The sequence below is a fragment of the Flavimobilis sp. BM9 genome, from assembly GCF_058313055.1.
Map to the genome: position 1 here is coordinate 12,970 of NZ_JBZEMO010000009.1, position 26,150 is coordinate 39,119.

Here is a 26,150-nt window from a genome sequence, read left to right on the forward strand (position 1 = left end):
ATCCCCCGGGACGTGTTCGACGGGCTGAGCCGAGTCCCGTCGGCGCCGGCTGCCGCGAACCCTCGCTACCTCGCTGAGCGGCGCCGGGGCACTCGACTGGGTGGCCACGACGTCGAAGGGCTTCCGCGGGCTCCGCTGATCGACGTGGAAGAGTCCGAGCGCGAACGGTCGGCACGCACATCCGTGTGGGCTCGCTTGCTCGGCCGCTGATCGAGACGGCCTCGGGTTCTTCAGAGCCGAGCCGTCTCTCGTCTTTGAAGCAGTCGTCGGCGCCCCCACGAGCACTGTGCCCGTAGCGCCACAATCCACAACAATACTATTGCTTGATATAGGATTGTTGCATGTTCACACGCTCCCAGGGGTCGCCGGTCACGAGCGAGCTCGTCTCGACGGACCGCGCTGCGCAGATCATGGGCGTCAGCCGTCTGCGCGTGCTCCAGATGATCGAGGCCGGCCAGCTCCCGGCCACCCAGGCCTCAGGTCGCTACCTGCTGCGCACCGAAGCGCTCCAGCCACGCAAGGCACCGGGGCGACCTCTGACGCACGACGCAGCCTGGGACGTGCTGCACCTGGCCGCCGGCGTCGTGCCCACCGGGCTCACACCGCGCACGCTGTCGCAGCGCCGTCGTGAGCTCGACCGCATCGCGGCCGACGAAGATCCCGCGCTGCGAGCCCGGACCTTGCTCAGCGCTCGGGCGCAGCGTCGCTTCTTCGCATCCGTCGACCCGTCGACACTGCTCGAGGACGACCGTCTCGTTGTCGCGGGCGCCTGGCACCCGGCGTCCGGCATCTCCACGGTGACGCCTGCCGCCGAGCTCGACCACCTGCGGGTCTACGTCCACGCGGACGACCTCGAGGACGTCCGGGCACTGCACATGCTCAGCGACGACGTCACCTACGGCGCCGTCATCATCGCGTGCGTCACCACGAGGATGCCCCGCCCAGAGATCATGCCAGCCGTCGTCGCCGCGGATCTCGCCGAGAGCATCCACCCCCGGGAACAGCAGGCGTCCCGGAACTTCTGGGTGCACGGGGCCGGCCGCGCTCGAGACTGACCTGGAGCGGCCTCGGGTCGACAAGACCCGAGGCCGCTTCTTCGTTTCAGAAGAGCCAGCTCACCAGCTCGATGAACGCCTCGAACGCCTGGCGGGCGGCGAGGCGCGCCAGGGCCCGAACCAGAGCGGTGAGCGTCTTCGCCAGCAGGGTCTTGAGGCGGGCCGCCACCGTCCTCGTATGCGCGGATCCCCTCGAGCCTCCGCGCCTCGCGGTCTTCCCTCAGACGTCTGTCGCCGTGGGCGCTGCGATCGCGCCGAAGACGTCGGGGGCCAGGTTCTCGCCGCTCAGCGTCGTCGGCTGGTAGTGCTCGGCGTCGGGCAGCTCGAACAGCTCGCCGGGCCGCAGGATCTTCAGGTGGATGCCCTCGACCGCGGCCACGCCCGAGTCGACGGTGGCGTTCGTGACGCGCAGGTAGCGGTGCGCAGTAGGCAGGTCCGCGAACTCGCCGATGGCCACCCATCGCTGCGCGTAGTCGAGCACGCGGTACAGGCCGTCGGGGCCGTTGCCTGCGGTGGCGCGCACCAGGCCCGAGACGTAGTCGTTGCGCAGCACCGTCGGCACGATGATGCGGTGCATGTGGTGCGGCACGAGCTCGGCGTTCATCGCCACACGGGCCGAGCGGCCGTTGCCGTCGAGGAACGGGTGGACCTCGCTGACTAGGAACATCATGTACACCGCCCGCTGGAATGGGTCGGTCAGCTCAGCGCCGATCTCCCAGCCGGCCCGCAGCGTCCCCGGCACCAGGTCCGGGTGGACGAACACGGTCGCACCCGCCGAGACCTCCTCGGTCTTCCACTGCCCCGGCCCCTTGTGCCGGTGTGCGGCCATCATCGTCGCGTGCCGCCCGCGCAGCATCTCCATGAAGTCGTCCGCGTCGCGCGCCACCTGCGACATCTCATCGATGTCGGAGACGATCTCCCAGGTCGCTGAGATGTCGTGCGCGTCGTCAGGCTTGCCGACCTCAGCCTTGTCGAAGACCACCCGCTCGGCCTCGCTGATCGTCAGCGTGGAGCCCTCGATGTAGTTCGAGAAGTACGCCTCGTAGAACGGCACGAAGGCGGCTCGAGGCTCGTCGTTGACGTAGCGCTGCACCAAGTGCTGACGCGACAGCGCACTGGCGACCTGCCGGAACAGCGCGACGCGAGCATGGTCGTAGCGCTCTCCGCGCTGAGCCGCCGCCAAGGCGCGCGAGTCGGTGGGCAGGGCCGGACCGACGCCGCGGGCAGCGTCGACGATCGCGCGGATCGACGTCGCGGCCTGGCGGTTCGCCTGCTCGTCGATCTGCGCGAGCATGTTCTCCAGCTGGCGTGGCGTCGACGTCGTGACGATGTTTGCCACCTGCTCGTGCAGCTCCTCGGCGCTCAGGCGCCGGCGCACACGCCCGGGACGGCCTCGCTGCTCGGCGTTGTCCACCAGAGCCCTGGCCCGGCTCGCGCCAAAGACGAGACCCGTCGGGTCCAGCGGCACATCATCCGGGCGGCGGTAGTCTTCGTGGCCGTCCGGGTAGATCGTCAGACCCGCCAGCACCAGCGATCGCGTCGTCGGGTGGGAGACGAACAGCTCGCCGTTCACGGGCTTCAGCGCGAACCCGCTGCGGTAGGTGACCACCGCACCCGGCATCGTGCGCGCCAAGATCTCCCGCCACCGCCGCGCCGTAACCTCCTCGGGCGCGGCCGCAGTCTCGTCGGTCCAGATCCCTCTCCCGAGCGCGACGATCTTGCCCGCCTTGAGCTGGCGCTGACGAGCAGCCGGCGAGGTGAAGTCTTCAGCGAGCAGAACAGCCACGGTCCTCCGATGCGTTGTAAGGAAAAAGACGAGCCCAGAAGCCCGAGCGACGCGTTCTCTGGGAAAATGGTATCCCGAAGCGACGCGATCTTTGGGAAAAAGATGAGACAGGGGCGGTCTTGACGAGCAGCGAGCACGCTGTCGTCGACGTCGACGTCGACGTCGACCTCCAGCACCAGCGGGCGCTCGCACGGAGGCTCGCGCTGCGACTGCCCGCTGCGCTCACCCGAGGCACGGGTCGTGGAGAGGCGCTCTCGACGGAGCTCGAGCACCGCGAGCACCACGAGCAGGGCGGCTGCCACCGATCCAGCGACATCGCCCGGCGGGCCCCTCTCGGGACCCGCCAGGCCCCCGAACAGTGATGCAGCAGCCGTGCACGACTCGTGCACGATCCGATGAGCCGCTCCATGGAGCCCAGCAAATGACCGGCACGCTCGGTGCAACGCTCGATCAGAGATCGAGCACTATCGGTGCACTACCCGATCATCAGGCGATGAGCGGCCCTGCACCACGCGCGCAGCAACGATGCAGCATCGATGCACGATCCGATGAGGATTGCTGCACGCTTCGCGCACCGAGCGCGGCTCAGTCGGGGGCCGTTGAGCATCCCGAAGCACCCCTGCGGTGTCCGCGGGCGCCGCCCAGGAACCCGACGCCTCGACGGAGCCCGGCGCCGGGTCATCCAAGCGAGGTGCGGCGGCTGCACCGCCCTTGAGCAAAGAACGATCCATGCTTGGCGACAAGGGGACCGGGCGCGGACGCCCGGTCACGGCAAGCGCACGAGGCCTCCGACGGAGACGGATCCAGGTGGCGGGAGGCCCAGATGCGGCAACATGGCGAGCCAGAAACCGACGTGTATCCAGGGTGGCACTTCGCTTCGCGACCCGTATACACGTCGCAGCGCCTCACGCCTGCAAAACAGGGGCAACGGAGTTGACCTGGATACGGGTATAGGGGTGAGATGGACCCGTATACGGGTCACCCGTATACGACCTGTTTTCGCAGGTCAGCGCATGAATCCAGGCGTCGATCGACCGCTGAAGCATCCGATGCTCCAGAAGAGGCCACAGAGCATAAGCAAAATTGACACCTCGCTGCGCTCCGGTGGTCGGCATAGCCGACATCCGACTTGGACCCCCTAACTGCGCTCCGGGGCATCCTCGTCCCGGCGTCGCTGCGCTCCTTGGCGCCCGAGTGCGTCGTTCGCTGCGCTCTCTCCTTGCCCTCGACGACGACCCTGGGGGACGTCTCTCGGGTCCTGCCACCCTGCGCGTGGACGGCCACGTCGCGACTGCTGCGCAGCTCACTCGTGCGAGGCACCAGCGGTGCCTCGCTACGCGGATGCAGTGGCGGCGTGGCCCCTTCGCCGCGCCGGGGACGTGTAGCACCGATGGCAGCGGAAAGTGCTACGTGCGCCGCACTTCGCGAGAGCATCCCGAGCGCCGCTGACCTGGGCCTTTACTGGCCAGTAGTAGCGAGGTGCCGGAGTGTGTGTCGCGAAGTTGCCGAAACGACTCGCAAGATCTGCGACATGCCGATAGCCCCCTGACCTGCACGTATGGGGGTGTGAACGGGGAGATGTAGCAGATGTCGCACGGATTCTCAGGTCCCCGCGTGCGCGTGTGCGTACGCATGCGTACGTATGCGGACGCTTGGAAAAGTGCTACATCTGCTACAAACGCATGTCCTCGACCGCGTTTTCGCAGTTCAGCCGCCTGCTGTCGTGTAGCACTTCCTGGCTTCGCCGCAGAATAAAGTGCTACATCCATCCGAGTCGATCCATGCGTTCTCGCAGGTCACAGGGGCTTTCCGGTGTGATCACGCTGTAGCACTTTTGGATCACACTTCTGCTACACGGCGCCCGCAAATGGGGCAGGTGTGACGTTTCGGGCGCCGTCGCCTGGGTAGTCGTCGTCCACGGAAAGTCGTCTGTCGTACTCGGCATTTTGAGACACCTTCGTAGGTAGCGTCGTTGTAGAGCTGCTTCCACCACGTCCACCGATCGAGGAGCCCGCATGAATGAATCCGACCTTGCCAAGCTGCGCACGCTGGCGCTTCTCCTCGACAACGCCTACGAGGCGTACGGGCTGAGTCTCGGGTCCACCGAGCGCATCAAGCTCGGGTCCAACGAGGGACTCATCCAACTCGACTTCGGCAACCTCTGGTACCGCCAGCACAATCCGGCCGACCTCAGCCAGGTGCCCCAGATCGAGAACGTCATCGTCACGTCGTCGGTGTTCTCGGCCGCGCGAGTGAACTACTTCGACTGCCTCGACGACGCGATCGAGGTTGTCGAGCGCTGGTACGAGGACGCGAAGATGCGTGCCTCCCAGGCTGGCTGAGCCGAACGCTCATCGCGCGTACTCGACTTGCTGTCCGACTCTCGAGTCCTTGCGAGGCAGGTGAGATCCTCCAGGGTCTTGTGGGGAAGTGCGCGCTGGAGATCCGCATGCGGGTGCCGCTCGCGGCCCGTGAGGCGACCTGACGACCCAGAACAGCGGCGTTGGTCAGCACCGGTTGGTGTCACCTATCCGTGCAGCAGTCCCGAACACCTAGCCCAGGTCCTATGCTCCATCTCAGCCACTGCACGTTCCGAAGGAGGCTCGCGATGCGCACCAACACGCAAGACCTCGTCAGCGTCAGCCAGGCCGCTCGCTCGTTCGGACGGATCGTCACGGAGGTCGCCGACGACGGTCGCATCCGGGTCGTCATCAAGAAGGGCGTCCCCGCCGTCGCCATCGTCCCGATGGACATCATGGACCGCCTCAGCCGGCTCGAAGAGCTCGAGGAGGACGTCAGGATGCTCGCGATCGCGACCGTCCGCAGTTTCACCGACTCCGGGGCCCGGCACGACCTGGCCGACGTTGCAGCCGAGTTCGGTATCGACCTCGAGGACGAGGCCTGAGCGACGCGAGACGTCTCGGTCCCCTTCAGTCATGCAGGACGTGTGGGAAGGTCTCGACCCACCCACGCCAGGTGACGCTTGGCTACGAAGTAGCCTTCCTCGGTCCGGCCTCGGAGCTGAACCGCCCCGGGTTTCGTAGAGGCTCTCAATCCACGGAGGATGAGAGTCATGGCAGCAGCCAGGAAGTGCCCCGACGAGTTTCGCGAACGTGCGATCCGGCTCGTGCTCGAAGCGAAGAAGGATCCCAGCTCGGCGTCCGGCGCATCGGCGACCAGTTCGGGATCTACCCCGAGACGTTGCGCGGCTGGGTCCAGCGCGCCGAGATCGACGCCGGCACCCGCCCAGGCGCCACGACCGCCGACGCCGAACGTCTCGCCGCTCTCGAGCGTGAGAACCGTGAGCTGCGGCGAGCGAACGCCACATCAGGCGCCAACTGGCGCACGCCAAGGCACGTGGCCACAAGCAAGGGTTGGAGTGCACAGCGTGACCCATCCGGAAGAGCCGGCGCAGTGGACCGTAGGGCAGTTGCGCGCTGAGCTCGTCGCCGTCCCAGACGAGACACTCCTGGTCGTCGACGTCTGTCTTGACAAGTCCGGCAGCAGTCGACGGCGTCTACCCGTCACCGGAGTGGGCTTCGGGATGGACATCGATCCATCTGACCCGATCTTCGAGAGGCAGGAGTATCCGATCACCGCCGGCCCAGAGAGCTGACGTGACCCGGCGTCGCTTGGTGGTCAGCGGGCAGTAGAGCCGGGCGAGGGTATCTCCTCGTGTGTGACTTCCAGCGGAAGATGACGGTCTCCTGCCGGTGCTAGGTGGCGGTCCAGGGCCGGGCGTTTCGTCTGGGAGCTGTGGCGATTCTTCGACAGCGCAGGGTCATGACCGCACCGCACGCGGACTGTCGCCCGCGACTTGGACCTGTGGCTGCTGAGGCCGACCTGGGCCCAATGCCGCGGAGCTGAGGGAGGCCGAGCCCGCTCGGAGCGGCCGTGTCGATCAGGTGAGTTGGAGGGTGGTCACACAGGTCGGGCTGCCCTCGGTCGTGCTGAACGGAACGCTGCCGCTCAGGTCGCCCTGGATGATCTCGATCGTGCCCTCGACGTCTTCGGGAAGCCAGTAGCCGACGAACCCGTTGGAGTAGGTCGTGGCGCTTTCCTCGACGAGAACCGCACCGCCGGCGTCGGTGATCTTCACATCGACGGGCTCGTCGACCAGTTCGCCCTGGCAGGTGGCGAGGCTGTGGAAGAAGCACTCGTGCGTGGTTTCGATGTACGGCGCGATCGACAGGTAGAACTGGTTGTCGCCCAACGGGACAGCGACCTCCGTGGTGCCGTCGCCGACGAGCACCTCGTCCTCGCGCACGGATGCCGTGAAGTCGAGTGGCCGGCTCTCGGTGGAGGCGTCGAGCTGCGTGACGATCTCCTGACCGGTCAAGCCGTCGAGACCGAGGCCGGCGAGTGCGTCATCGTCCGACGTCGTGGCGGAGCAGCCGGCGAGCAGAGCGACGCTGGTGACGACGACGGTGGCGAGGTGGAACCGAGAGCGCATATGGAGATCCTCGCTCACGATCGCGCGCAACTCCGTCTAGCGACGGCCCCGGACGATGAAGGTCCGATGAAGGGGGCGTCTGCTCAGGCAGCCGGTACCGCCGTCCGGGACGGCGGCCCGACACGCTTGGCCTCGTGAGCTGCGGCTGTCGAAGCCTCCGGGCTCAGGTCGAGACGTCGTAGGAGCTGGGCGTTGGCGGCGACGACGACCGTGGACACGGACATCAGGATCGCGCCGATCTCCATCGGCAGGACGAACCCCACCGGCGCGAGAACACCGGCGGCGAGGGGCACCGCGGCGATGTTGTAGCCGGCGGCCCACCACAGGTTCTGCGTCATCTTCCGGTAGCCCTCACGGGACAGCTGGATGACGGACAGGACAGAGCGAGGATCGTCCGAGGCCAAAATGACCCCGGCCGAGGCGATGGCCACGTCGGTGCCCGCGCCGATCGCGACGCCGACGTCGGCCTGAGCGAGGGCGGGGGCGTCGTTCACGCCGTCGCCGACCATCGCCACGGTCTGCCCGGCACCCTGCAGGGAGGCGACCTTGCTGCTCTTGTCCTCGGGGCGGACGCCCGCGAACACCTGATCGATGCCGAGCTCGGCACCCACGGCCCTGGCGACCGGCTCGGCGTCGCCGGTGATCATCACGACGCGGATGCCGAGTGCGTGGAGGGCGTCGACCGCCTCGCGAGACTCCTGACGTACCTCGTCGGCGAGCCCGAGCGCTCCGGCCACCTGGCCGTCGACCACCACGTGCAGCACGATCTGCCCGCGATCGGACCAGGGCTGGGTCGCCGGTAGGGGAGCGAGCCCGTGCTCCGTCAGAAGGTTCGGCCCCCCGACGGCGACGCGGCGTCCCTCCACGGTGGCGGAGACGCCGACCGCCGTGGAGGCCCGGAAGTCCTCGGCGCGGGGAACGCTGAGCCCCCGGTGGTGTGCAGCGGCGGTGGTCGCACGCGCGAGGGGGTGCTCGCTGTCGGCCTCCGCGGCGGCGGCGAGCGCGAGGAGCTCTTCGTCACCGATCCCGGTGGTGGCGATGTCGTGCAGGGCGGGCTCGCCCTTGGTGAGCGTCCCGGTCTTGTCGAACAGGACGGTGTCCACCACGCGCATCCGCTCGAGTGCGGCGCGGTCCTTGATCAGCACGCCGCCGCGGGCAGCGCGCTCGGTGGAGATCGACACCACCAGCGGGATGGCGAGCCCGAGGGCGTGCGGGCAGGCGATGACGAGGACCGTGATGGCGCGGATGATCGCGAAGTCCGGTGTGCCGACGGCGCTCCAGATCGCGACGGTGATGATGGCGGCGACCAGGGCGAACCAGAACAGCCACCCGGCGGCGCGGTCGGCCAGCAGCTGCGCACGCGTCGTGGACGACTGCGCCTGCGCGACCAGACGCTGGATCCCGGCCAGCACGGTCGAGTCACCGACGGCGTCGACCCTCACCCTCAGGGCGCTGTCGGTCGAGACCGTCCCCGCGACGACCTGGTCGCCGACGGTCCGACGTACGGGCCGCGACTCGCCCGTGATCATCGACTCGTCGACGTCGGCGGCGCCGTCGACGACCTGCCCGTCCGCCGGGACCCGAGCACCCGGGCGGACGACGACGACGTCTCCCAGGACGAGCGAGGACGGCGGCACCGCGACGACCGAGTCGCCGTCGACCTTCTCCGCCTCGTCAGGGAGGAGCGCCGCGAGGGAGTCGAGGGCGGAAGAGGTCTGCGCCAGCGACCGCATCTCCAGCCAGTGGCCGAGCAGCATGATCACGACAAGGAGGGCGAGCTCCCACCAGAACTCCAGCTCGTGCGAGAGCACGCCGAGGGTCGCCGCCCAGGAGGCGACGAACGCGACGGTGATCGCCATCCCGACGAGCACCATCATCCCGGGCTTGCGGCCCCGGAGCTCGGCGACGGCCCCCGTGAGGAAGGGCCGTCCACCCCACAGGTAGATGGCCGTGCCGAGGACCGGCGCGACCCAGGCGAGCCCCGGGACGTCAGGGAGGCTGTACCCGAGCAGGTCGGCGAACATCCCGCTGAGCAGCACCGCCGGCACGGCCAGCGCGAGATTGATCCAGAACAGGCGCCGGAACAGCGCCACGTGGTCACCGTGATTTCCGCCGTGCGCACCGTGCCCGCCGTGGCGGTCTTGAGCGCGCAGATCCGTCTCGCCGGCCGTCCGATCATCCCGATGGCCGGCACGGTTGTGATGGCCGCCGTGCATGTCGTGGCTCTGGTGCGCGTCGCTCATAGCTCTTCTCCTCGACCCGTGCTTCGCATCGAATATACCCCTCGGGGGTATGGCGAGGAACTGCGCACGCGCGGCGGGTATTCCCGTCGTCGCAACGCTCGACGACGGATGGGTCAGATCAGGGGGCCGGGCACGAGCGGAGCGCGGTGCCCTCGACGCCCGGTACGGGGCGTGCCTCCGCCTCGGCCGCCGTCGTCGCGATGCCGTTGCGCTCGATGTCCTCGATGAGCCAGTCCATCTCGGCGATCTCCCGCTGCTGGGCTTCGATGATCTCGACGGCGAGCCTGCACACCCGGACGTCGTCGATCTGCGCCCGCTCCGAGCGGGTGATCGCCAGGGAGTGGTGGGGGATCATCGCGCGCATGAACGCGGTGTCGCCGACCGTGGCCTGACTGCGGTCGAGCACGACGCCGCCGACGAGGAGCAGCACGCTGACGGCGACGACCGCGATGTTCGCCTTGGCGTTCTTGTACATGTTCAGCATCCAGGCAAGCATGATCAGGCCCATGGTGCCGCCCATGGTGACCGCCATGAAGACGCGGCTCTGGCTGAACCGGACGTGGTCGAGCTCCCACGAGCCGACGAACATCACGAAGTACATGACCACCATGGCGGTGAGGATCATGGCGGTGAACCGCAGGTACATGCCCTTCATCTGATGGCTTTGCCCACCGCTGTGGTGCTCACCCCGGCGGCTGGCGTCGTCACCGTCGTTGTCCTCCTTCTTCGACTCGCCATCGTGCTCGCTGTGCATAGACATCGCTGCGCCTCCTCGTCTTGCTGCTACGTGCTGGGGTGCCGGGCGGGCTCACGCGGTGCTGCGGGCGCGCTGCCCGGCGGCACCGCGCGACCACGCTCAGCGGATGGCCGCGAGGAGCTCGGCGCAGGCGGCCTCGCAGTCCCGGCACGCCTCGGCGCAGACGCGGCAGTGCTCGTGCATGCCCGCGTGCTGCTCGCACTCATCACCACACGCCCGGCAGGCGGCGATGCAGGCCTCGAGGTGGGCCCGGGTGATGTTGGTGTCGTAACTGGTGTGGCGGGACAGGATCCGCGCCGTGGCCGCGCAGCTGTCGGCGCAGTCGAGGTTGGACCGGATGCACTTGCGCAGGTCCGCGACCATCTCCTCGCTCAGGCACGCGTCCGCGCACGCGGTGCACGCCTGCGAGCAGGCGACGAGGGTCTCGATGACGCGGGCCAGCAACTGTCGGTCGAGGTTGATGGTTGCGGGGTAGGTCTCGAGCATCTCCGTGGTCTTCACGTCGTTCCTCCTCGGTCGAGACGCGGTGCGTTGATCGCGCGCCGCGGGGACCTTTTCGACGCTAAGGAGGCGCCTGCGTGCTCGCGCGGCGAGAGGGCGCGGGTGGCCATGAAGGTTCGATGAAGATGCGCACTGCTCGGGACGACGAGTCGTGCGCACGGCGGGCAGGGCAGCACCTGGGCCTCGTGCTGACGACTACGCCGAAGGGCCCCCGGACACCGCGTCGGACCGCTGGATGACGTTGCTGGCCAGCCCACCCGGCAGTTCAGTAGCGCCCGGGCCACTGGAGCGCAGCCAGTCCGCGAGCTCGGCGGTTGCCTCGTCCCCGGCGAGGCGCTCGAACCACACCGGCCGTGCGCCGGCACCGCGGCTGGCACGGGTCGGACGAGCGACCACGGCGTCGCCGCATTCGCACAAGTCGAGGCACTCGACCGTCGTGAGGCGTGCGACGCCGGATTCGGCGAGGCGCTGCAGCTGGCCACCCGCCTCTGTGTCACTCTCGCCCAGTGTTTCCCCGGCGCAGAGACTGCACGCAGTTAGACCGGGCAGGTCCTTCGAGATCGGACTGGAGTTCGCCGTCAGGCGACGATACTTCCGCCCCGATTCCTTCGCCGCAGGGTCGGTGGCAGACGCACACGACAGGAGGCCACCCTCTCATGCGGGTGGCCTCCTGCCGGTCGTGCTCGGTGCTCAGAGGGACCGCAGCAGGTTCTCCATCTCGGTGATCTCTGTGTTCTGGTCGTCCCTGATCGTCCGGGCGAGCGCCAGGGCGTCGGAGTCTGCGCCCTCGCCGATCTGAGTTTGGGCCATCTCGATGGCTCCGCGGTGGTGGGCGACCATGAGCTCGAGGAACTTCCGGTCGAACTCGACCCCCTCGAGGCCGGCCAGGGTGGTCATCGCCTCCTCCTGGTCCATGCCGTCCATGTCCATCCCGCCGTGGTCCATGCCGCCGTGCTCAGCGCCAGCGGGCAGCTCCTCGTCCCACGTCTGCAGCCAGCCGGACATGAGCTCGATCTCCGGGCCCTGCGCTGCAGCGATTCGCTCTGCGAGGGTGCGCACCTCCTCGGTGGAGGCGCGCTCGACCGCGAGCTCGGCCATCTCGAGCGCTCCCTGGTGGTGGACGATCATCATCTGCGTGAACTCGACGTCCGCGGCGTTGTGCTCGGTCGTCTCCTCGGCTTCCTCGCTGATCGAGGACTCGGGCGCCGCGGGCGGTTCCGCGGTCGGCTCCTCGCCTGTGGAGCAGGCGGCAAGGGTGGCTGTCAGGGCCAGGATTGCTGTGGTCGCGGCGAGGCGCCGGCGCGTCGCGCTCATCAAGGGGTGGTTCCTTCCCAGGATCGGTGTACTCGGTATCGGTCAGGCTGAGGTGCTGGTCGCGCAGCAGGTGTCCGCGCCCTGAGCGCCCTCGCCGCAGCAGCTGTCGCTGACCGTGGCGGCCGTGCTCGGGGTCGTGGTGGTCGCAGTGGTGGTGTCCTGGCAGCAGCCCATCGGGCTCTCCTTCGTTGTGTCGGTGACGCGCGTCAGGTCGGACGGTGATGGTTATAGGCGGGCGGTCACCTCCTTGAGCAGGTCGGCGGGGGCGAGCCACATGGACGGGTAGTTGCCGTGCCATAGCTGGTTGCCCTCGGCGTCGATCAGGACGAACCCGTGCCCCGGGAGTCCTTCGTGCATGCCCTTGCCGAGGGTGTCGTAGGCAGCGGAGACGGTGCCGTCGTCGAGCAGGAACGGTGCCTGGACGCCGAGGCGTTCGCGGTTGGCGTTGATCTCGTCGGCGGTGTTCATCACGATCGGCAGCACGGTGATGCCAGCTTCGGCGAACGCGGGGTCCTTCTCGATCTCGGCCATCTGCAGCAGGCAGGAGTCGCACCCGGCGCCCTCGTTGAAGTACAGGACGACCGGCTCGCCGCGGAAGTCCGCCAGCGAGACGCTCGAGCCGTCCGAGGCCGGCAGGGTGAAGTCCGGCGCGACCCGGACATCGGTCGATGTGGTGGGCTGGGAGGTGATCAGCGCGATCGCGACGATGACCCCGATGATCAGCGCGGCCGCGCCCCAAGCGGCCCAGCTCAGGCGCTGGCGGCGCCGTGCAGCACCGGCCTGGGCCTGCTGGATCTCCGTGAGGACCTGCTGGCGTTCGGCGAGGCGGCGGGTGGCGGTTCCGGAGGTCATCGGGTCACTTCTTCCGTGGTCGGGGCGGCGTGGCAGGACGGGACAGTCGCGGCTGGGCCGTCGCTCGGCCCTGCAGCTGCCGTGGCGGTGGCCGGGGCGGTGCTCTTCGGTCGAGCCAGGCGGCGCCGGTCGGCGAGGGTCGCCCAGATGAACGCTGCCGCGACTGCGAGCAACGCCAACCCCTGCACGGGCTCGGGCACCGGAGACAGGAACTCCTGGACCGCGGCGAACACGTCGGTCAGGGTGCGGCTGGCAGCGTCCTGGAACGCCGAGCCGCCGGTCATGTCCGTGCTGCCGGCCAGGGCGATGACGAACACGCCCATCACCGCGAACCCGACCGCGACGGCGATGTTCAGGGTGTTGGTGACCAGGGTGCGGCCCGCGACGCACAGCCGGACGGTTCTTGCCTGGAACAGCTTGCGCTCACCGAGGCGCGCCTTGTCCCAGACGAGGGCCATGACGAACAGCGGAAAGACCATGCCGAACACGTACGCCAGCCCCAGGGCCAGCCCCCCGATGGGAGACCCGGAGAGGACCGACAGAGTCATCACCCCGGCCAGGACCGGTGCGCAGCACGAGGACGCGATCCCGGAGAACACCCCGAGGGAGAAGAAGCTCGCGGTGTCACCACGGGTGGTGTCCGGGGCGCGCAGGAAGGAGGGCAAGGACCACATCCGACCCGACAGGGCCAGGCCCGCCAGGGCGATCATCAGCAGGCCACCTGTCCAGTACAACGTGGCGTGGTACTGGGCGATCGCGCCGGCGAGCAGGCTCATCCCCAGCGTGATCGGCACCAGCACCACCGCCAGGCCCGCCGCGAAGACGAAGGTCAGCGGCAGCAGCCGCCACCTGGCGTTCTTGACCGCACCGGCGAGGTAGGACGGCGCCAGGAAGACGATGCAGCACGGGGCGAACAGGGCCACCCCGCCGGCGAAGAACGCCGCCAGGATGCTCCCGGTCGTCAGCAGCTCGCTGCCCATCTCAGGCCCCGACCGCTGGGACACGCCGGCTGTGCAGGGCCTTGGTGAGCTTCTTGCGCGGCAGGCGCCCGGCGGAGAAGAACTCCCCGTCCACCAGCACCAACGGGTTCATCGCCGGGCGGTGCTCGGCGACCAGGGCCCGGCCCTCGTCCGTCTGGATGCCAACGCTGCGGACCACCAGCGGGAAGTCGCCGGCCAGGGCCGCCAGGGCCTCCTCGGCGTCATGGCAGAAGTGGCACGCCGGGGCGTGGACGACGGTGACGACGACCGGTGGGTCGGCGGGCTCGGTGGTGGACACGGGTTTCTCCTGCGGGAGGTCGCGGATCGGGACGTGTAAAGCGTCGACGCGTCGCACCGAAGGACCGGTCGCCCTTGGATCAAGGTTCGATGAAGGTCCCCGGCCGGCGTCCGGCCATAGCCCACAATGGCCAGGTGACCCCCATCCCAGACACCACGACCACAGCGCGGCGCGCGGTCGTCGTCGATGACGAGCAGGCCCTGGCCCGGCTCGTGGCCGGCTACCTCGGACGGGACGGGTTCGAGGTCAGCGTGACCCATGACGGCGCGCAGGCCGTCGAGGTGCTGCGCGAGGTCGATCCCGACGTCGTCGTGCTGGACCTGGGCCTTCCCGGACTGGATGGGATCGAGGTGTGCCGTCAGCTGCGCACGTTCTCCGACTGCTACGTGATCATGCTGACCGCCCGCGCCGAGGAGGTCGACACCCTCATCGGCCTGTCGGTCGGTGCTGACGACTACATGACCAAGCCCTTCAGTCCGCGCGAGCTCATGGCCCGCGTCGCAGTCCTGCTCCGCCGGCCGCGTCGACCCGCTACCGCGGTCGCAGCGGCGGCGCGCCCCGCTGTGGAGGTCGGTGCGCTACGGCTCGACGTCGACGCCCGCGAGGTGCACCTCGAAGGCCGCTTGGTGCCGTTGACCCGCACCGAGTTCGACGTCCTCGCCGCACTCGCCTCTGGCCCCGGACGGGTGTTCAGCCGCCGGGCTCTGATCGAGGAGGTCTGGGGGGCGAACTGGGTCGGTGACGAGCACCTCGTCGACGTCCACGTGCTGCACGTGCGCCAGAAGCTGGGCGACAGCGCTGACCGCCAACAGTTCGTGCGCACGGTTCGAGGTGTCGGGTACCGGATCGGCACCGGGGAGTGAAGGCGATCCCGACGGCATCGCGGTGGGGCCTTGCCGGTCGCCTGCTCACCGCGCTCGTCATCGTGCTCGCGACCGCTGCCCTGACAGCGTGGCTGGTCGCCTCCTCCGTGGGTCCAAGCCTTTTCCACGAGCACATGGTGCGCGCCAGCCTGGAAGACCACGACGACGCCGTCCTGCACGCCGAGCGGGCCTTCCGCGACGCAAGCGCCGTCTCCCTGGCCCTGGCCCTGGGCGCCGCCACCGTTGCCTCCGCCGCCGTGAGTCTCGTGCTCGCGCGCCGTATCGGTCGGTCCCTCGCGGCCGTGGCCACCGCTGCGGCCCGCCTGGGCGCCGGTCGGTACGAGTCCCGCGTCCCAGCTGCAGGCCTGGGCGCGGAGTTCGACGACCTCGCCGAGTCGTTCAACGCCATGGCCGCCCGGTTGCAGGAGGCCGAGCGGCTGCGGGCCCGGCTCCTGGCCGACGTCGCGCACGAGGTCCGCACCCCCGTCGCGACCATCGCCGGATACCTCGAGGCCGTGGAGGACGGTCTGCAGCCGATGGACGAGCCCACGATGGCCGTGCTGCGCGACCAGGCCTCGCGCCTGACCCGGCTGGCGCGCGACCTCGCCGCGGTGACCCACGCCGAGGCCGGTGACCTAGCCCTGACACTCGAACCGCTGACCCCCGACGAGCTGCTCGTTGCGACCGCCGGCACATGGAGAGAGCGCGCGACCGCCGCCGGGGTCGACCTGCGGGTCCAGGTCGACCCCGAGCTCGGACACGTCCGTGTGGACCGCCAGCGCATGGGCCAGGTCCTGGACAACCTGGTCGCCAACGCACTGCGTCACACCCCGGCCGGGGGCACGATCACCCTCCGCGCGACCGACGATCACCAGCGGGTGGCGCTGCACGTGGCCGACACCGGTGCCGGCATCGCGGCGGAGCACCTGCCGCACCTGTTCGAGCGCTTCTACCGTGCCGACACCGCGCGGGACCGCGCCCACGGGGGTTCCGGCATCGGCCTGGCGATCTGCAAGGCGCTCACCGAGGCCCACGGCGGCACCATCACCGCGACGAGCGACGGCCCAGGGGCCGGCGCATCATTCACCGTCACGCTTCCGGTGCCGCCCGCCTGAGCTCAGCGGCCTCCCGGCGCCGCGCTGTGCGACGGCGACGTCATAGGCGCGTCCGTGACGTCGTGCGCGCCATGGTGGTCGTGCCCGGTGTGGCCGCGGCGGTGCATCCACACCATCATGGCGATCATCATCAGCGGGCACGCGAGCGCAGCCGCCAGCGGCAACGCCGCGCCAGGCCGCACACCAGCCGCCAGCGCCACGACCAGCACCGCCGCCGCAGCGACGACCATTCCCTTGAGGTGGCTCTTCATCGCAGTCCTTCCGATCGCGCCGGCACAGGTCCGGCGAGCTCGGCGCGAAGCCTGCGGTAGGTGTCCACATCGATCTGCCCGGCCGCCAGCCGGGCGTCGAGCACGGTCACCGCGTCCGGCTGGGGTGCCGCGGGAAATAGTCGCGTCACCGCCCACACGGCCATGCCCAGTACCGCCAGGCTCGACGCGAGGACCAGCCACCCGCCGACTCCCAGATCCACGCACCACGGCATCGGTCCGCTCCCTCTCGCGCCGGGCGCCGACGGCGCCCACCGCCCCAGGCTGCCCCGGACACCCCCAAGACGCGGTCGAGGTCCGATGAAGGCTCGATGAAAGAGACTCGTCGGGACGCAGACCCACTGGGGCAGTCGATGCCAGGCTGCTCGGGGCGCCGCGACTAGCGGCTCAACCTCAGGCTCCATCGTCGCAGTCGCCGCCATCGCGCCTTGCGCACGTGTGCCGATGGGGGTCCACGCATCCCGGCGTGGTCGCTTGGCACGATCTCGCCGTAGTTTCGGTTGGACGTGACGGAAACGATCAGATTCGGGGTGTTGTGGGGTGTCGACAATCGTCGGCAGCACGGTTCAGCACTGGGTGTATAGTCAGCGTGTGCTGACCATTGCTTCCCGTCTCGACGTCATGAACCGCTTGGGTCGCGCCATGGCCGACCCAACACGGTCCCGCATCCTCCTGACACTGCTCAGCGGGCCGAACTATCCGGCCGTTCTGGCTCGCGCCCTCGACCTGACCCGATCCAACGTCTCGAACCATCTGACCTGTCTTCGCGACTGCGGCATCGTGATAGCCGAGCCGGAGGGCCGTCAGACCCGGTATGAGATCGCGGACCCGCACCTTGCCCGCGCTCTGACCTCCCTGGTCGAGGTCACGCTGGCAGTCGACGAGAGCGCACCGTGCATCGACCCCGCGTGCTCGGTGCCAGACTGCTGCGAGGAGCCGGCGCGATGACCACGACCGTCCTCAATGCTCGCCGGGCCACCTTGCACCGCCGGGTCCGATTCATCGTGGCCTTCACGATCACGTACAACGTGATCGAGGCGGTAGTTGCAATCTGGGCCGGAGCCCTAGCTTCGTCGACCGCCTTGATCGGATTCGGTCTCGACTCGATCGTGGAAGTGCTCTCAGCTCTCGCAGTGGCCTGGCAGTTCACCAGGAAGGACCCCGAGCGCTGGGAGACCGCCACGGTTCGCGCGATCGGCATCGCGTTCTTCACCCTGGCCGCCTACGTCATCGTCGACTCGGTCATGTCACTGACCGGTACCGCGGACGTCGACCACAGCCCGCTCGGTATCGGCATCGCGACCCTGAGCCTGCTCATCATGCCGCTGCTGGCCTGGTTCGAGTTCCGTACGGGCCGCGAGCTCGGCTCCAAGAGCGTGATGGCAGACGCCAAGCAGCTCCTGCTGTGCATCTACCTCTCCGGGACCGTCCTGATCGGTCTCCTGCTCAACAGCCTCTTCGGCTGGGCCTGGGCCGATTCGGTAGCCGCCCTCGTCGTCGCTGTCCTCGCTATCCGTGAGGGCATCGAGGCATGGCGCGGCGACGTCGAGTCCCCCTTCGAGGTGCTCGAAGAACTGGTTGAGGACAGCGACAACCACTAACCACCACCCAAAACTCACGCCCGGAACCCGACCATCCCGGAGCTACATCTCTTCCGAGAGCGGGTTCTGGCGGAGGTGACCGCTCCCCCAGTGGCCGCGTCCGCTAACGATCAGTTCCGGCGTCTTGTGGGATCCGTACAAGGCTGCGGCAGACATTACAGCGAGCGATGTATAGTCAGCGCATGCTGACCATAGCGACACGCCTCGACGTGATGAACCGCCTCGGCCGGGCGATGGCCGACCCCACCCGCTCCCGCATCCTGATGACCCTGCTCGCAGGCCCGAGCTATCCCGCCGTCTTGTCTCGAGAGCTCGACCTCACCCGGCCAAACGTCTCCAACCACCTCACCTGCCTGCGTGACTGCGGGATCGTCGTAGCCGAGCCCGAGGGTCGGCAGACCCGGTACGAGATCGCCGACCCCCACCTCGCACACGCGCTCACCGCACTGGTGGACGTCACGCTGGCGGTTGAGCAGGACACTCCCTGCGTCGATTCGGCCTGCCCGGTCCCTGGTTGCTGCGAGGAGGCGACCCGATGAGCGGCGGCGAGGTCGTCACGGCAGCACGACGGACGGTCCTACACCGGCGGGTGCGACTCATCGTCGCGTTCACCATCACCTACAACGTGATCGAAGCGATCGTCGCGATATGCGCGGGCGCACTGGCATCCTCAGCCGCTCTCATCGGCTTCGGCCTCGACTCGATCGTCGAGGTCCTCTCCGCTCTCGCCGTGGCCTGGCAGTTTACGCGCAAGGACCCCGAACGCTGGGAGAAGACCACCGTACGAACGATCGGCATCGCCTTCTTCGCGCTGGCCGCTTACGTCATCGTCGACTCGGTGCTGTCGCTCACCGGCGCGCAGGACGTCGACCACAGCCCGCTCGGGATCGGCATCGCCACCTTGAGCCTCCTGGTCATGCCCCTGCTGGCTTGGTTCGAGTTCCGCACCGGCCGTGAGCTCGGCTCCAAGAGCGTCATGGCCGACGCCAAGCAGCTCCTCCTGTGCATCTACCTCTCCGGCACCGTCCTCATCGGACTCCTGCTCAACAGCCTCTTCGGCTGGTCATGGGCAGACTCGGCCGCAGCGCTGGTCGTAGCCGTGCTCGCGATCCGCGAGGGCATCGAGGCGTGGCGGGGCGACGTCGAATCGCCCCTTGAGGTGCTCGACCACCTAGCCGAGGACCAGGACGAGGCAGCCACCGACCGAAACTGAGCACCGAAGTGGAGGACACGATCTACCTCGACCCGGTGGCGACCGGCCGGGGCATCGGCACTCGCCTGCTCGCCTCCGTCCTCGAGCAGGCCGCTGCGGCCGGCGCCCGGGAGGTGATCGCGGTGGTGGCGGACGGGGACACGGCGGCCTCGCTCGCGCTGCACCGGCGCGCCGGGTTCAGCCCGGCGGGGCGCCTGGAGCGGGTGGGGCGCAAATTCGACCGGTGGCTCGGCACGACCCTGATGCAGAAGACGCTGCCCGTCGCGTGAGGACGCGAGCACGGCCCGGACGCGGCAGCGTCCGGGCCGTCGTCGCGGTGCGCGCAGTCAGGCGTGGACGGGCTGCACGCCCAGCTCGGTGAGCAGGGTGACGATGCGGCTGCGGATCTCGTCGCGGATCGGGCGCACGGCGTCCAGGCCCTGCCCGGCCGGGTCGTCGAGCTTCCAGTCCTCGTAGCGCTTGCCGGGGTAGAACGGGCAGGCGTCGCCGCAGCCCATGGTGACCACGACGTCGGAGGCCTTTACGGCCTCGGTCGTGAGGACCTTGGGCTTCTCGGCGCGGATGTCGATGCCCTCCTCGAGCATCGCCTCCACGGCCATGGGGTTGATCTGGTCAGCGGGCATCGAGCCGGCGGAGCGGACCTCGACGGCCCCGCCGGACAGGTGCCGCAGGTAGCCGGCTGCCATTTGGGAGCGGCCGGCGTTGTGCACGCAGACGAACAGCACGCTGGGCTTGGTGGTCGCGCCGTCGGTCGTGGTGTCAGTGGCGGTCATCAGGGGTGCTCCTCGGGTCGGTCGGTGGTGGACGGCAGGAGGTCGGCGAGCAGGGCACGCACGCGCGCGTCGATGTCGTCGCGGATGGCCGCGACGCCCTTGGGGGAGGCGAGGGCGGGGTCGCCGACGACCCAGTCCTCGTAGCGCTTGCCGGGCAGGATCGGGCAGGTGTCGCCGCAGCCCATGGTGATCACGACGTCGGCGGCGCGGACGGCGTCGTCGGTCAGCGGCTTGGGGAACACCGCCTCGGCGTCCGTGCCCAGCTCTTCGAGCAGCGGGCGGACCGTGGCGTGCACCGCGGCGGCCGGGGCGGAGCCGGCGGAGCGGGCGATGACCGCGTCGCCGGCGTAGTGGTGCAGCAGCGCCGCGGCCAGCTGGGAGCGGCCGGCGTTGGCGACGCAGACAAACAGCACCTGCGGCACGTTCGCGGCGGGGTCTGCGGCGCGGGTGATGTCCGTCAGACGCTGGGCGGCGAACCGCTGCGCGGTGGGCACGAGGTGCGCGGTGGTGCCGGCTCCGCGGGCCAGGGCGGCATAGGACTCGCGCACGGTGCGCAGGACGAGGTCGGGTGCCAGGTCCGGGAACCGGGGGGCGAGCTCGTCCGCGACCCGGGTCAGGGTGGCGTCGACGTCGCCGAGCCCGGTCAGCGGGCGGGTGCGGTGGTGGGCGGCGTCGAGGGCGGCGGGGGCGAAGGAGTCGAGCAGGGCGGTAACCGCGCCGCGCATGCCGGGGGTGACGCGGTACCAGACCCAGGTGCCGCGCCGCTCGGAGGTCAGGACACCGACGTCCTTGAGCACCTTGAGGTGGTGGGAGACGGTCGGCTGGGAGACGTCGGCGACGGTCGCGATGTCGCACACGCACGCCTCACCGGTGGAGCTGGTGGTGATGAACGACAGCATCCGCAGGCGCAGCGGGTCGGCCAGGGCCTTGAGCACGGTCGCGACCTGGGCGGCGGCCTGCGCGCCCATCGCGTGCGCCTCGGGTGTGGGGGCGCAGTCCGAGCCGGTCGGCGCCGCCCGTTCGGGGGAGAGGGTGCTCACGAGCGGACCTCCAGCGGTGCCGGGGTGGCGTAGGGGTCGGTGGCGAACCACCGGCGCGCCGCCCACAGGGAGACGTAGACGAGGCCGACGAGGACGGGGACCTCGATGAGCGGTCCGACGACACCGGCCAGCGCCTGCCCGGAGGTGGCGCCGAAGGTGCCGATCGCGACCGCGATCGCGAGCTCGAAGTTGTTGCCGGCGGCGGTGAATGCCAGCGTCGTCGAGCGCGCGTACCCCAGGCTCAGGGCCTTGCCGGTGGCCAGGCCGACGCCCCACATCACGGCGAAGTACACCAGCAGCGGCACGGCGATGCGCGCGACGTCGAGGGGGTTGCGGGTCACCGCGTCGCCCTGCAGGGCGAACAGCAGGACGATCGTGAACAGCAGCCCGTACAGCGCCCACGGCCCGATCCGCGGCACGAACCGCGACTCGTACCAGTCTCTGCCCCGGGTGCGCTCACCGATCGCTCGCGAGGCAAACCCGGCGGCCAGCGGGATGCCGAGGAAGACCAGCACGTTGAGGGCGATCTGCCCGACCGAGACGTCCAGGCCCTGGGTGTCCAGACCGAGCCAGCCGGGCAGGACGGTGAGGTAGAACCAGCCGAGGACGGAGAACGCGACGACCTGGAAAACGGAGTTGATCGCCACCAGCACGGCCGCCGCTTCGCGGTCCCCGCAGGCCAGGTCGTTCCAGATGACGACCATCGCGATGCACCGGGCCAGGCCGACGATGATTAGGCCGGTGCGGTACTCGGGCAGGTCGGCTAGGAACACCCACGCCAGGGCGAACATCAGCGCCGGCCCGAGGATCCAGTTCAGGAGGAGGGAGCTGACGAGCAGGCGCTTGTCGCCGGTGACCGCGCTGACGCGGTCGTAGCGGACCTTGGCCAGCACCGGGTACATCATGACCAGCAGCCCGAGGCCGATCGGCAGCGAGATCCCGCCGACCTCCAGGTGCGCCAGCCCGTCGGCGAGCGACGGGATGAAGCGGCCGAGCGCGAGGCCGGCGAGCATCGCCAGGGCGATCCACGCGGGCAGCCACCGGTCGAGGGTGGACAGGCGCCGGGAGGTGAGCTGCTGGGGTGTGGTGGCGGTCTGGGTCACGAGCGATCTCCGTCCGCGGGGGTCGGGCTGCCGGTGGCGAGCAGGTCGTCGATCTCGGCGGCGATGATCTGGCGCGGCTTGGCGCCGATCAGCGACTTCACCGGTACTCCGTCGACGTAGAAGGTGAGCGTCGGGATGGACACCACACCGGCGGCAGTGACGGTCTGCGGGTTGGCGTCGGCGTCGAGCTTGACGATCTTTACCCGCCCCGCGTAGTCCTCGGACAGCTGCTCGAGGACGGGCGCGACCTGCCGGCACGGGCCGCACCAGGTGGCCCAGAAGTCGACGATCACCGGGGCGTCGGAGCGGAGCACCTCGGCCTCAAAGGTGGCGTCGGTGACCGTGGTGGTGGGCATCAGACCTCCTGCAGCTGGTGGGTGACGCCGGGCGCGACGGGGCCGGCGGTGCCGACGTCGCCGAGACCGGTCAGGTAGTGCTGGGCGTCCAGGGCCGCGGCCGCGCCGGACCCGGCGGCGGTGATGGCCTGGCGGTAGGTGTGGTCGACGACGTCGCCGCAAGCGAACACCCCGGGCACGTTCGTCAGGGTGGTGCGGCCCCGCACGCGCACGTACCCGTTCTCGTCGAGGTCGACCTGCCCGGTCAGCAGCTCGCTGCGCGGCACGTGCCCTATCGCGACGAACACCCCCGTCGCCGCGTGCTCGCGAGTGGCCCCGGTGACGCGGTCGCGCAGCGTCAGGCCGCTGACCTTGTCCTCGCCGTGGATCGCGACGACCTCGCTGTCCCACGCGAACGTGATCTTCGGGTTCGCCGCCGCGCGGTCGGCCATGATCTTCGAGGCCCGCAGCGTGTCGCGACGGTGCACGAGGGTGACCTTCGAGGCGAACCGGGTCAGGAACGTCGCCTCCTCGACCGCGGAGTCCCCGCCGCCGACCACGACGACCTCCTGACCGCGGAAGAAGAACCCGTCGCAGGTCGCGCACCAGGAGACCCCGCGCCCCGACAGCCGCTTCTCGTCGGCCAGGCCCAGCTCCCGGTACGCCGAGCCGGTCGCCAGCACGACCGCCCGTGCGGCGAACGTCTGTCCGCCGGCCGTGGTCACCCGCTTCACCGGTCCGGTCAGGTCCAGGCCGGTCACGTCGTCCAGCAGGACCTGCGCGCCGAACTTCTCGGCCTGCGCGCGCAGCCTCTCCATCAGCTCCGGGCCCTGGATCCCCTCCGGGAAGCCGGGGAAGTTCTCGACCTCGGTGGTGTTCACCAGCGCACCGCCGGCGGTCACCGACCCTGCGACGATCAGCGGCGCCAGCCCGGCACGGGCGGCGTAGACGCCCGCGGTGTACCCCGCGGGGCCCGAGCCGACGATGACGACCTCACACCCACGCTGCTTCGACATGTCTCTATATTGACAGACGTGAAGACAACAGCGGTACCCATGACGGTGAACATCCGCTGAAAGTCACTCCGGCAGCGCTCGTCTGCCGCGACGGGTGCTCTTGTCGGATACCTACAGAGCACCGCAACTGATCGTTTCCGGCCGCCCCGGGCGTCCCTGGCCGGTTGGGTGTGGCTTTCAGCGCTGGGTGGCGGGAATCTGTCGCCGCAATGTGGCGGTTGAGCTGGGCCCATGACATCGACGGGGGGCTACGGCCCAGAGGCAGCCATCGGCGGCGCCGTGATCATGTGTGCACCTTGCGGCTGACTGCGCTGCGGCGTTCGCGCGCAGGTACGGCGGATGCTTCAGGCGGTGGGGATGAGGTGACAGACCTGGGCGGGGGTGCACTGGTCAGGGTGCAGAGTCTTTGCCCGCGCGCTGAGCTGGCGCACCTGGGTTAACAGAGTCGTGAGCTCGGCGATCCGCCGCTCAAGATCGTGGGCGTGCTGTTCGAGCACTGCCGCGACGTGTGCGCACGGTGCGCCGGCGCTTTCGCGGGCAGAGACGACGTCGACGATCTCCGCCAGGGTCAGCCCGGCCGCCTGCGCGGCCTTCACGAACGCCAGCCGGTCGACCGCCCGGTGGTCGTACTCCCGGTAGCCCGACGCTTGGCGAGCCGGCGCTGGCAGCACGCCGGCGCTCTCGTAGTAGCGGATCGTCTTGGTCGTCACGCCGGCCGTGGCGGCCAGCTCTCCGATGCGCATGGTCAACCGTAGACCTTGACCTTCCCCCGCACTGGAACGTATACCGTCCGATGACCTGTCCGCGCGCGCGAGGAGAATGCCATGGACGAGTACGACCTGATCGTCATCGGGACCGGCGGCGCTGCGATGGCCGCGGGCATCGAGGCACGGTCCCGCGGCAACAGCGTCTTGCTCGTCGAGCACGGGCCGCTAGGCGGGACCTGCCTGAACATCGGTTGCGTGCCCAGCAAGAACCTCCTCGCCGCCGCCGGGCAGCGCCACCGTGCGGCCACGCACCCCTTTGAAGGCATCTCCACCAGCGCGGGCCCGGTCGCCTTGGGCGCCCTGATGGAGCAGAAGCAGGCCTTGATCGACCGCCTGCGCCAAGCGAAGTACGCCGACGTCGCCGACGCCCACGGCTTCCCGATCCTGCAGGGCCACGCACGCTTCATCGACCAAGAGACACTGCAGGTCGACGGCCAGGCCCTGCGAGCACGGCACGGGTACGTCGTGGCCACCGGCGTGGCACCACACATCCCGGACCTCCCGGGGTTGGGTGACGTGGCGTACCTGACCTCCACCACCGCGATGGAGCAGCAGGACCTACCCGCATCCATGGTGGTGCTCGGCGCCGGGTATGTCGGGCTCGAGCAGGCCCAGCTGTGGGCGCACCTCGGTGTCGCCGTCACCATCGTCGGACGCTTCGCGCCCCACGCGGAGCCGGAGGTTGCAGACGTGTTGCTCGGCGTGTTTCAGGACGAGGGCATCACCGTGGTGCAGGAGCGCGCGACGGAGGTGCGGGCGACTCACGACGGCGTTGAGGTCCGGACCGGGAGCGAGAGGCGGCTGACGGGCCAGCGGTTGCTCGTGGCGACCGGGCGCTTCGCCGACACGTCCGACCTGGCTCTCAATGCAGCAGGTGTTGCTACTGACAGGCGCGGCTTCGTCGTCGTCGATGAGAACCAGCGGACCACCAACCCACGGGTCTTCGCGGCCGGGGACGTGTCCGGCGTCCCGCAGTACGTCTACGTCGCAGCCCAGACAGGACACGTCGCCGCAGCCGGCGCGCTCGGCCAGCCCTCAGCAGTGGACTATCGAGGGCTGCCCGGCGTCACCTTCACCACGCCCCAGATCGCCAGCGCGGGACTGACGGAGGACCAAGCTCTCGCCGCTGGGCACGCCTGCGAATGCCGCGTCCTAGGAGCGCAAGACATCCCGCGCGCCCTGGTCAACCAGGACACCCGCGGTGTCCTCAAGCTCGTCATCGACGCCGAGAGCCGCAAGATCCTCGGGGTGCACGCTGCCCTGGACGGCGCAGGCGAACTGATGCTCGCAGCGACCTACGCGATCAAGTTCGGCCTCACCGTGGACGACCTCGCCGACACTTGGGCCCCCTACCTAACGATGAGCGAAGCCCTGCGCATCGCCGCCGGCTTGTTCCGCTCAGCGCTGCCCACGAGCTGCTGCGCATAGGCACCCGAGCCGGCGCGTCACGGCTCGTGCGAGCCCGCGCCGACAGTGTCGCCCTTCAGCCTCAGGGCCACCCATAGGCCGCAAGGCCGACAGATGTACGACGCCCCGCCGTCCAACGCATGAAGAGCGCGGCGCGGCTTGCTGCGCCCGCAGCACGAGCACTCCCTCGAGTCCTGGCTCATCACGCGATGCTCCCACTCCCGCACCAGAAGACACAGGGCCAGGCTGGGTCAACGTGAACCGCCCCGGGTTTGGTGGAGGCTCGGTTCTCTGGTCGCCGCCATCGTAGCGACCAGTTGCTGCCGATAGAACTCTGCTTCACGCTCGGCCGATGGGAGGGACTTGACGGTCGCGGGGGGGGGGGGGGGGCCCCCCCCCCCCCCCCCCC

General features: G+C 69.5%; 32 protein-coding genes. 14 read left to right on the forward strand and 18 right to left on the reverse strand.

Annotated features, from left to right (window positions below; genetic code table 11):
• The first annotated feature begins 341 nt into the window (after positions 1-341).
• Entirely contained in the window at positions 342-1,055 is a 714-nt protein-coding gene (locus AC4F3Q_RS13245; protein WP_491040378.1) for a MerR family transcriptional regulator, read from the forward strand.
• A 46-nt stretch (positions 1,056-1,101) separates the two neighbouring features.
• Here AC4F3Q_RS13245 and AC4F3Q_RS13250 read toward each other — a convergent pair whose 3' ends face one another.
• Both AC4F3Q_RS13250 and AC4F3Q_RS13255 read right to left on the reverse strand, forming a co-directional pair.
• Positions 1,102-1,224, reverse strand: coding sequence for a hypothetical protein (locus AC4F3Q_RS13250; RefSeq protein ID WP_491040379.1), 123 nt, complete (start codon positions 1,222-1,224; stop codon positions 1,102-1,104).
• 51 nt (positions 1,225-1,275) lie between these two features.
• Positions 1,276-2,841, reverse strand: a complete 1,566-nt coding sequence (locus AC4F3Q_RS13255; RefSeq protein WP_491040380.1) for a Fic family protein — start codon at positions 2,839-2,841, stop codon at positions 1,276-1,278.
• 119 nt (positions 2,842-2,960) lie between these two features.
• On the opposite strand from AC4F3Q_RS13255, the gene AC4F3Q_RS13260 reads away from it, so the two are divergent.
• From AC4F3Q_RS13260 to AC4F3Q_RS13280, 5 genes are all read left to right on the forward strand, one after another.
• Entirely contained in the window at positions 2,961-3,203 is a 243-nt protein-coding gene (locus AC4F3Q_RS13260; RefSeq protein WP_491040381.1) for a hypothetical protein, read from the forward strand.
• Positions 3,204-4,856: 1,653 nt separating this feature from the next.
• Positions 4,857-5,183 (forward strand): hypothetical protein, encoded by a 327-nt coding sequence (locus tag AC4F3Q_RS13265; protein WP_491040382.1) that lies wholly within the window; start codon positions 4,857-4,859, stop codon positions 5,181-5,183.
• A 266-nt stretch (positions 5,184-5,449) separates the two neighbouring features.
• Positions 5,450-5,746 (forward strand): type II toxin-antitoxin system prevent-host-death family antitoxin, encoded by a 297-nt coding sequence (locus AC4F3Q_RS13270; protein WP_491040383.1) that lies wholly within the window; start codon positions 5,450-5,452, stop codon positions 5,744-5,746.
• A 185-nt stretch (positions 5,747-5,931) separates the two neighbouring features.
• A complete protein-coding gene (locus AC4F3Q_RS13275) occupies positions 5,932-6,282 on the forward strand; it encodes a transposase (RefSeq protein ID WP_491040401.1) in 351 nt (116 codons plus the stop codon).
• Positions 6,230-6,457, forward strand: a complete 228-nt coding sequence (locus AC4F3Q_RS13280; protein ID WP_491040402.1) for a DUF6225 family protein — start codon at positions 6,230-6,232, stop codon at positions 6,455-6,457. The genes AC4F3Q_RS13275 and AC4F3Q_RS13280 overlap by 53 nt, the downstream gene beginning before the upstream one ends.
• Positions 6,458-6,742: 285 nt before the next feature.
• Here the strand turns inward: AC4F3Q_RS13280 and AC4F3Q_RS13285 are convergent, their stop codons facing one another.
• The 8 genes from AC4F3Q_RS13285 to AC4F3Q_RS13320 all read right to left on the reverse strand — a co-directional run bounded on the left by AC4F3Q_RS13285 (position 6,743) and on the right by AC4F3Q_RS13320 (position 14,239).
• Positions 6,743-7,324: a CueP family metal-binding protein gene (locus tag AC4F3Q_RS13285; protein ID WP_491040384.1), complete on the reverse strand. Its 582-nt coding sequence runs from the start codon at positions 7,322-7,324 to the stop codon at positions 6,743-6,745.
• 53 nt (positions 7,325-7,377) lie between these two features.
• A complete protein-coding gene (locus tag AC4F3Q_RS13290) occupies positions 7,378-9,537 on the reverse strand; it encodes a heavy metal translocating P-type ATPase (protein WP_491040385.1) in 2,160 nt (719 codons plus the stop codon).
• A gap of 118 nt (positions 9,538-9,655) precedes the next feature.
• Positions 9,656-10,297, reverse strand: a complete 642-nt coding sequence (locus tag AC4F3Q_RS13295) for a DUF305 domain-containing protein (protein ID WP_491040386.1) — start codon at positions 10,295-10,297, stop codon at positions 9,656-9,658.
• Between the two features lie 96 nt (positions 10,298-10,393).
• Positions 10,394-10,795, reverse strand: a complete 402-nt coding sequence (locus tag AC4F3Q_RS13300) for a four-helix bundle copper-binding protein (protein ID WP_098457607.1) — start codon at positions 10,793-10,795, stop codon at positions 10,394-10,396.
• Positions 10,796-11,485: 690 nt separating this feature from the next.
• Positions 11,486-12,109 (reverse strand): DUF305 domain-containing protein, encoded by a 624-nt coding sequence (locus tag AC4F3Q_RS13305; RefSeq protein ID WP_491040387.1) that lies wholly within the window; start codon positions 12,107-12,109, stop codon positions 11,486-11,488.
• A gap of 225 nt (positions 12,110-12,334) precedes the next feature.
• Positions 12,335-12,961 carry a peroxiredoxin family protein gene (locus tag AC4F3Q_RS13310; protein WP_491040388.1) on the reverse strand — a complete coding sequence of 209 codons (627 nt, stop codon included), beginning with the start codon at positions 12,959-12,961 and terminating at the stop codon, positions 12,335-12,337.
• Positions 12,958-13,941, reverse strand: coding sequence for a cytochrome c biogenesis CcdA family protein (locus tag AC4F3Q_RS13315; protein WP_491040389.1), 984 nt, complete (start codon positions 13,939-13,941; stop codon positions 12,958-12,960). Before AC4F3Q_RS13315 ends, AC4F3Q_RS13310 begins: the two co-directional genes overlap by 4 nt.
• Before the next feature lies 1 nt (position 13,942).
• Positions 13,943-14,239, reverse strand: a complete 297-nt coding sequence (locus AC4F3Q_RS13320; protein ID WP_098457611.1) for a glutaredoxin — start codon at positions 14,237-14,239, stop codon at positions 13,943-13,945.
• Between the two features lie 134 nt (positions 14,240-14,373).
• Between AC4F3Q_RS13320 and AC4F3Q_RS13325 the strand changes: the two genes are divergently transcribed.
• Both AC4F3Q_RS13325 and AC4F3Q_RS13330 read left to right on the forward strand, forming a co-directional pair.
• The gene (locus tag AC4F3Q_RS13325) at positions 14,374-15,102 is read left to right on the forward strand and encodes a response regulator (RefSeq protein WP_350308901.1); all 729 of its coding nucleotides are present in this window, start codon (positions 14,374-14,376) and stop codon (positions 15,100-15,102) included.
• Entirely contained in the window at positions 15,099-16,217 is a 1,119-nt protein-coding gene (locus AC4F3Q_RS13330) for a sensor histidine kinase (RefSeq protein ID WP_491040390.1), read from the forward strand. The genes AC4F3Q_RS13325 and AC4F3Q_RS13330 overlap by 4 nt, the downstream gene beginning before the upstream one ends.
• Positions 16,218-16,219: 2 nt before the next feature.
• Here AC4F3Q_RS13330 and AC4F3Q_RS13335 read toward each other — a convergent pair whose 3' ends face one another.
• Together AC4F3Q_RS13335 and AC4F3Q_RS13340 are read right to left on the reverse strand one after the other, a co-directional pair.
• Positions 16,220-16,468: a hypothetical protein gene (locus AC4F3Q_RS13335; protein WP_168448215.1), complete on the reverse strand. Its 249-nt coding sequence runs from the start codon at positions 16,466-16,468 to the stop codon at positions 16,220-16,222.
• Positions 16,465-16,689, reverse strand: coding sequence for a hypothetical protein (locus AC4F3Q_RS13340; RefSeq protein ID WP_245854652.1), 225 nt, complete (start codon positions 16,687-16,689; stop codon positions 16,465-16,467). Before AC4F3Q_RS13340 ends, AC4F3Q_RS13335 begins: the two co-directional genes overlap by 4 nt.
• Positions 16,690-17,077: 388 nt before the next feature.
• Between AC4F3Q_RS13340 and cmtR (AC4F3Q_RS13345) the strand changes: the two genes are divergently transcribed.
• From cmtR (AC4F3Q_RS13345) to AC4F3Q_RS13365, 5 genes are all read left to right on the forward strand, one after another.
• A complete protein-coding gene (gene cmtR / locus AC4F3Q_RS13345; protein ID WP_491040391.1) occupies positions 17,078-17,434 on the forward strand; it encodes a Cd(II)/Pb(II)-sensing metalloregulatory transcriptional regulator CmtR in 357 nt (118 codons plus the stop codon).
• Positions 17,431-18,087 (forward strand): cation diffusion facilitator family transporter, encoded by a 657-nt coding sequence (locus AC4F3Q_RS13350; protein WP_491040392.1) that lies wholly within the window; start codon positions 17,431-17,433, stop codon positions 18,085-18,087. Before cmtR (AC4F3Q_RS13345) ends, AC4F3Q_RS13350 begins: the two co-directional genes overlap by 4 nt.
• A gap of 182 nt (positions 18,088-18,269) precedes the next feature.
• Positions 18,270-18,626 (forward strand): Cd(II)/Pb(II)-sensing metalloregulatory transcriptional regulator CmtR, encoded by a 357-nt coding sequence (gene cmtR, locus AC4F3Q_RS13355; RefSeq protein WP_491040393.1) that lies wholly within the window; start codon positions 18,270-18,272, stop codon positions 18,624-18,626.
• A complete protein-coding gene (locus tag AC4F3Q_RS13360; RefSeq protein WP_491040394.1) occupies positions 18,623-19,300 on the forward strand; it encodes a cation efflux transmembrane domain-containing protein in 678 nt (225 codons plus the stop codon). Before cmtR (AC4F3Q_RS13355) ends, AC4F3Q_RS13360 begins: the two co-directional genes overlap by 4 nt.
• 8 nt (positions 19,301-19,308) lie before the next feature.
• The gene (locus AC4F3Q_RS13365; protein ID WP_491040395.1) at positions 19,309-19,569 is read left to right on the forward strand and encodes a GNAT family N-acetyltransferase; all 261 of its coding nucleotides are present in this window, start codon (positions 19,309-19,311) and stop codon (positions 19,567-19,569) included.
• A 57-nt stretch (positions 19,570-19,626) separates the two neighbouring features.
• Here AC4F3Q_RS13365 and AC4F3Q_RS13370 read toward each other — a convergent pair whose 3' ends face one another.
• The 6 genes from AC4F3Q_RS13370 to AC4F3Q_RS13395 form a co-directional block, all read right to left on the reverse strand.
• Positions 19,627-20,073 carry an arsenate reductase ArsC gene (locus AC4F3Q_RS13370; RefSeq protein WP_491040396.1) on the reverse strand — a complete coding sequence of 149 codons (447 nt, stop codon included), beginning with the start codon at positions 20,071-20,073 and terminating at the stop codon, positions 19,627-19,629.
• Positions 20,073-21,113 carry a metalloregulator ArsR/SmtB family transcription factor gene (locus AC4F3Q_RS13375; RefSeq protein ID WP_491040397.1) on the reverse strand — a complete coding sequence of 347 codons (1,041 nt, stop codon included), beginning with the start codon at positions 21,111-21,113 and terminating at the stop codon, positions 20,073-20,075. The genes AC4F3Q_RS13370 and AC4F3Q_RS13375 overlap by 1 nt, the downstream gene beginning before the upstream one ends.
• Positions 21,110-22,216, reverse strand: coding sequence for an ACR3 family arsenite efflux transporter (gene arsB / locus AC4F3Q_RS13380; RefSeq protein ID WP_491040398.1), 1,107 nt, complete (start codon positions 22,214-22,216; stop codon positions 21,110-21,112). Before arsB ends, AC4F3Q_RS13375 begins: the two co-directional genes overlap by 4 nt.
• The gene (trxA, locus tag AC4F3Q_RS13385; RefSeq protein ID WP_491040399.1) at positions 22,213-22,572 is read right to left on the reverse strand and encodes a thioredoxin; all 360 of its coding nucleotides are present in this window, start codon (positions 22,570-22,572) and stop codon (positions 22,213-22,215) included. Before trxA ends, arsB begins: the two co-directional genes overlap by 4 nt.
• Positions 22,572-23,567: a thioredoxin-disulfide reductase gene (trxB, locus tag AC4F3Q_RS13390; protein WP_491040400.1), complete on the reverse strand. Its 996-nt coding sequence runs from the start codon at positions 23,565-23,567 to the stop codon at positions 22,572-22,574. The genes trxA and trxB overlap by 1 nt, the downstream gene beginning before the upstream one ends.
• Before the next feature lie 344 nt (positions 23,568-23,911).
• Complete coding sequence (locus tag AC4F3Q_RS13395; protein WP_013884816.1) at positions 23,912-24,310, reverse strand: heavy metal-responsive transcriptional regulator; 399 nt, start codon at positions 24,308-24,310, stop codon at positions 23,912-23,914.
• 81 nt (positions 24,311-24,391) lie between these two features.
• Between AC4F3Q_RS13395 and merA the strand changes: the two genes are divergently transcribed.
• Positions 24,392-25,762 carry a mercury(II) reductase gene (gene merA, locus AC4F3Q_RS13400; protein ID WP_034228832.1) on the forward strand — a complete coding sequence of 457 codons (1,371 nt, stop codon included), beginning with the start codon at positions 24,392-24,394 and terminating at the stop codon, positions 25,760-25,762.
• Positions 25,763-26,150 lie beyond the last annotated feature (388 nt).

Bases quoted from the DNA above. Each gene is read 5' to 3' on its own strand.
- AC4F3Q_RS13245 (WP_491040378.1), top strand. From the start codon at position 342: ATGTTCACACGCTCCCAGGGGTCGCCGGTCACGAGCGAGCTCGTCTCG.
- AC4F3Q_RS13265 (WP_491040382.1), top strand. From the start codon at position 4,857: ATGAATGAATCCGACCTTGCCAAGCTGCGCACGCTGGCGCTTCTCCTC.
- AC4F3Q_RS13270 (WP_491040383.1), top strand. From the start codon at position 5,450: ATGCGCACCAACACGCAAGACCTCGTCAGCGTCAGCCAGGCCGCTCGC.
- AC4F3Q_RS13290 (WP_491040385.1), bottom strand. From the start codon at position 9,537: ATGAGCGACGCGCACCAGAGCCACGACATGCACGGCGGCCATCACAAC.
- AC4F3Q_RS13295 (WP_491040386.1), bottom strand. From the start codon at position 10,297: ATGTCTATGCACAGCGAGCACGATGGCGAGTCGAAGAAGGAGGACAAC.
- AC4F3Q_RS13305 (WP_491040387.1), bottom strand. From the start codon at position 12,109: ATGAGCGCGACGCGCCGGCGCCTCGCCGCGACCACAGCAATCCTGGCC.
- AC4F3Q_RS13310 (WP_491040388.1), bottom strand. From the start codon at position 12,961: ATGACCTCCGGAACCGCCACCCGCCGCCTCGCCGAACGCCAGCAGGTC.
- AC4F3Q_RS13315 (WP_491040389.1), bottom strand. From the start codon at position 13,941: ATGGGCAGCGAGCTGCTGACGACCGGGAGCATCCTGGCGGCGTTCTTC.
- AC4F3Q_RS13335 (WP_168448215.1), bottom strand. From the start codon at position 16,468: ATGAAGAGCCACCTCAAGGGAATGGTCGTCGCTGCGGCGGCGGTGCTG.
- AC4F3Q_RS13350 (WP_491040392.1), top strand. From the start codon at position 17,431: ATGACCACGACCGTCCTCAATGCTCGCCGGGCCACCTTGCACCGCCGG.
- cmtR (WP_491040393.1), top strand. From the start codon at position 18,270: ATGCTGACCATAGCGACACGCCTCGACGTGATGAACCGCCTCGGCCGG.
- AC4F3Q_RS13360 (WP_491040394.1), top strand. From the start codon at position 18,623: ATGAGCGGCGGCGAGGTCGTCACGGCAGCACGACGGACGGTCCTACAC.
- AC4F3Q_RS13370 (WP_491040396.1), bottom strand. From the start codon at position 20,073: ATGACCGCCACTGACACCACGACCGACGGCGCGACCACCAAGCCCAGC.
- trxA (WP_491040399.1), bottom strand. From the start codon at position 22,572: ATGCCCACCACCACGGTCACCGACGCCACCTTTGAGGCCGAGGTGCTC.
- trxB (WP_491040400.1), bottom strand. From the start codon at position 23,567: ATGTCGAAGCAGCGTGGGTGTGAGGTCGTCATCGTCGGCTCGGGCCCC.
- AC4F3Q_RS13395 (WP_013884816.1), bottom strand. From the start codon at position 24,310: ATGCGCATCGGAGAGCTGGCCGCCACGGCCGGCGTGACGACCAAGACG.
- merA (WP_034228832.1), top strand. From the start codon at position 24,392: ATGGACGAGTACGACCTGATCGTCATCGGGACCGGCGGCGCTGCGATG.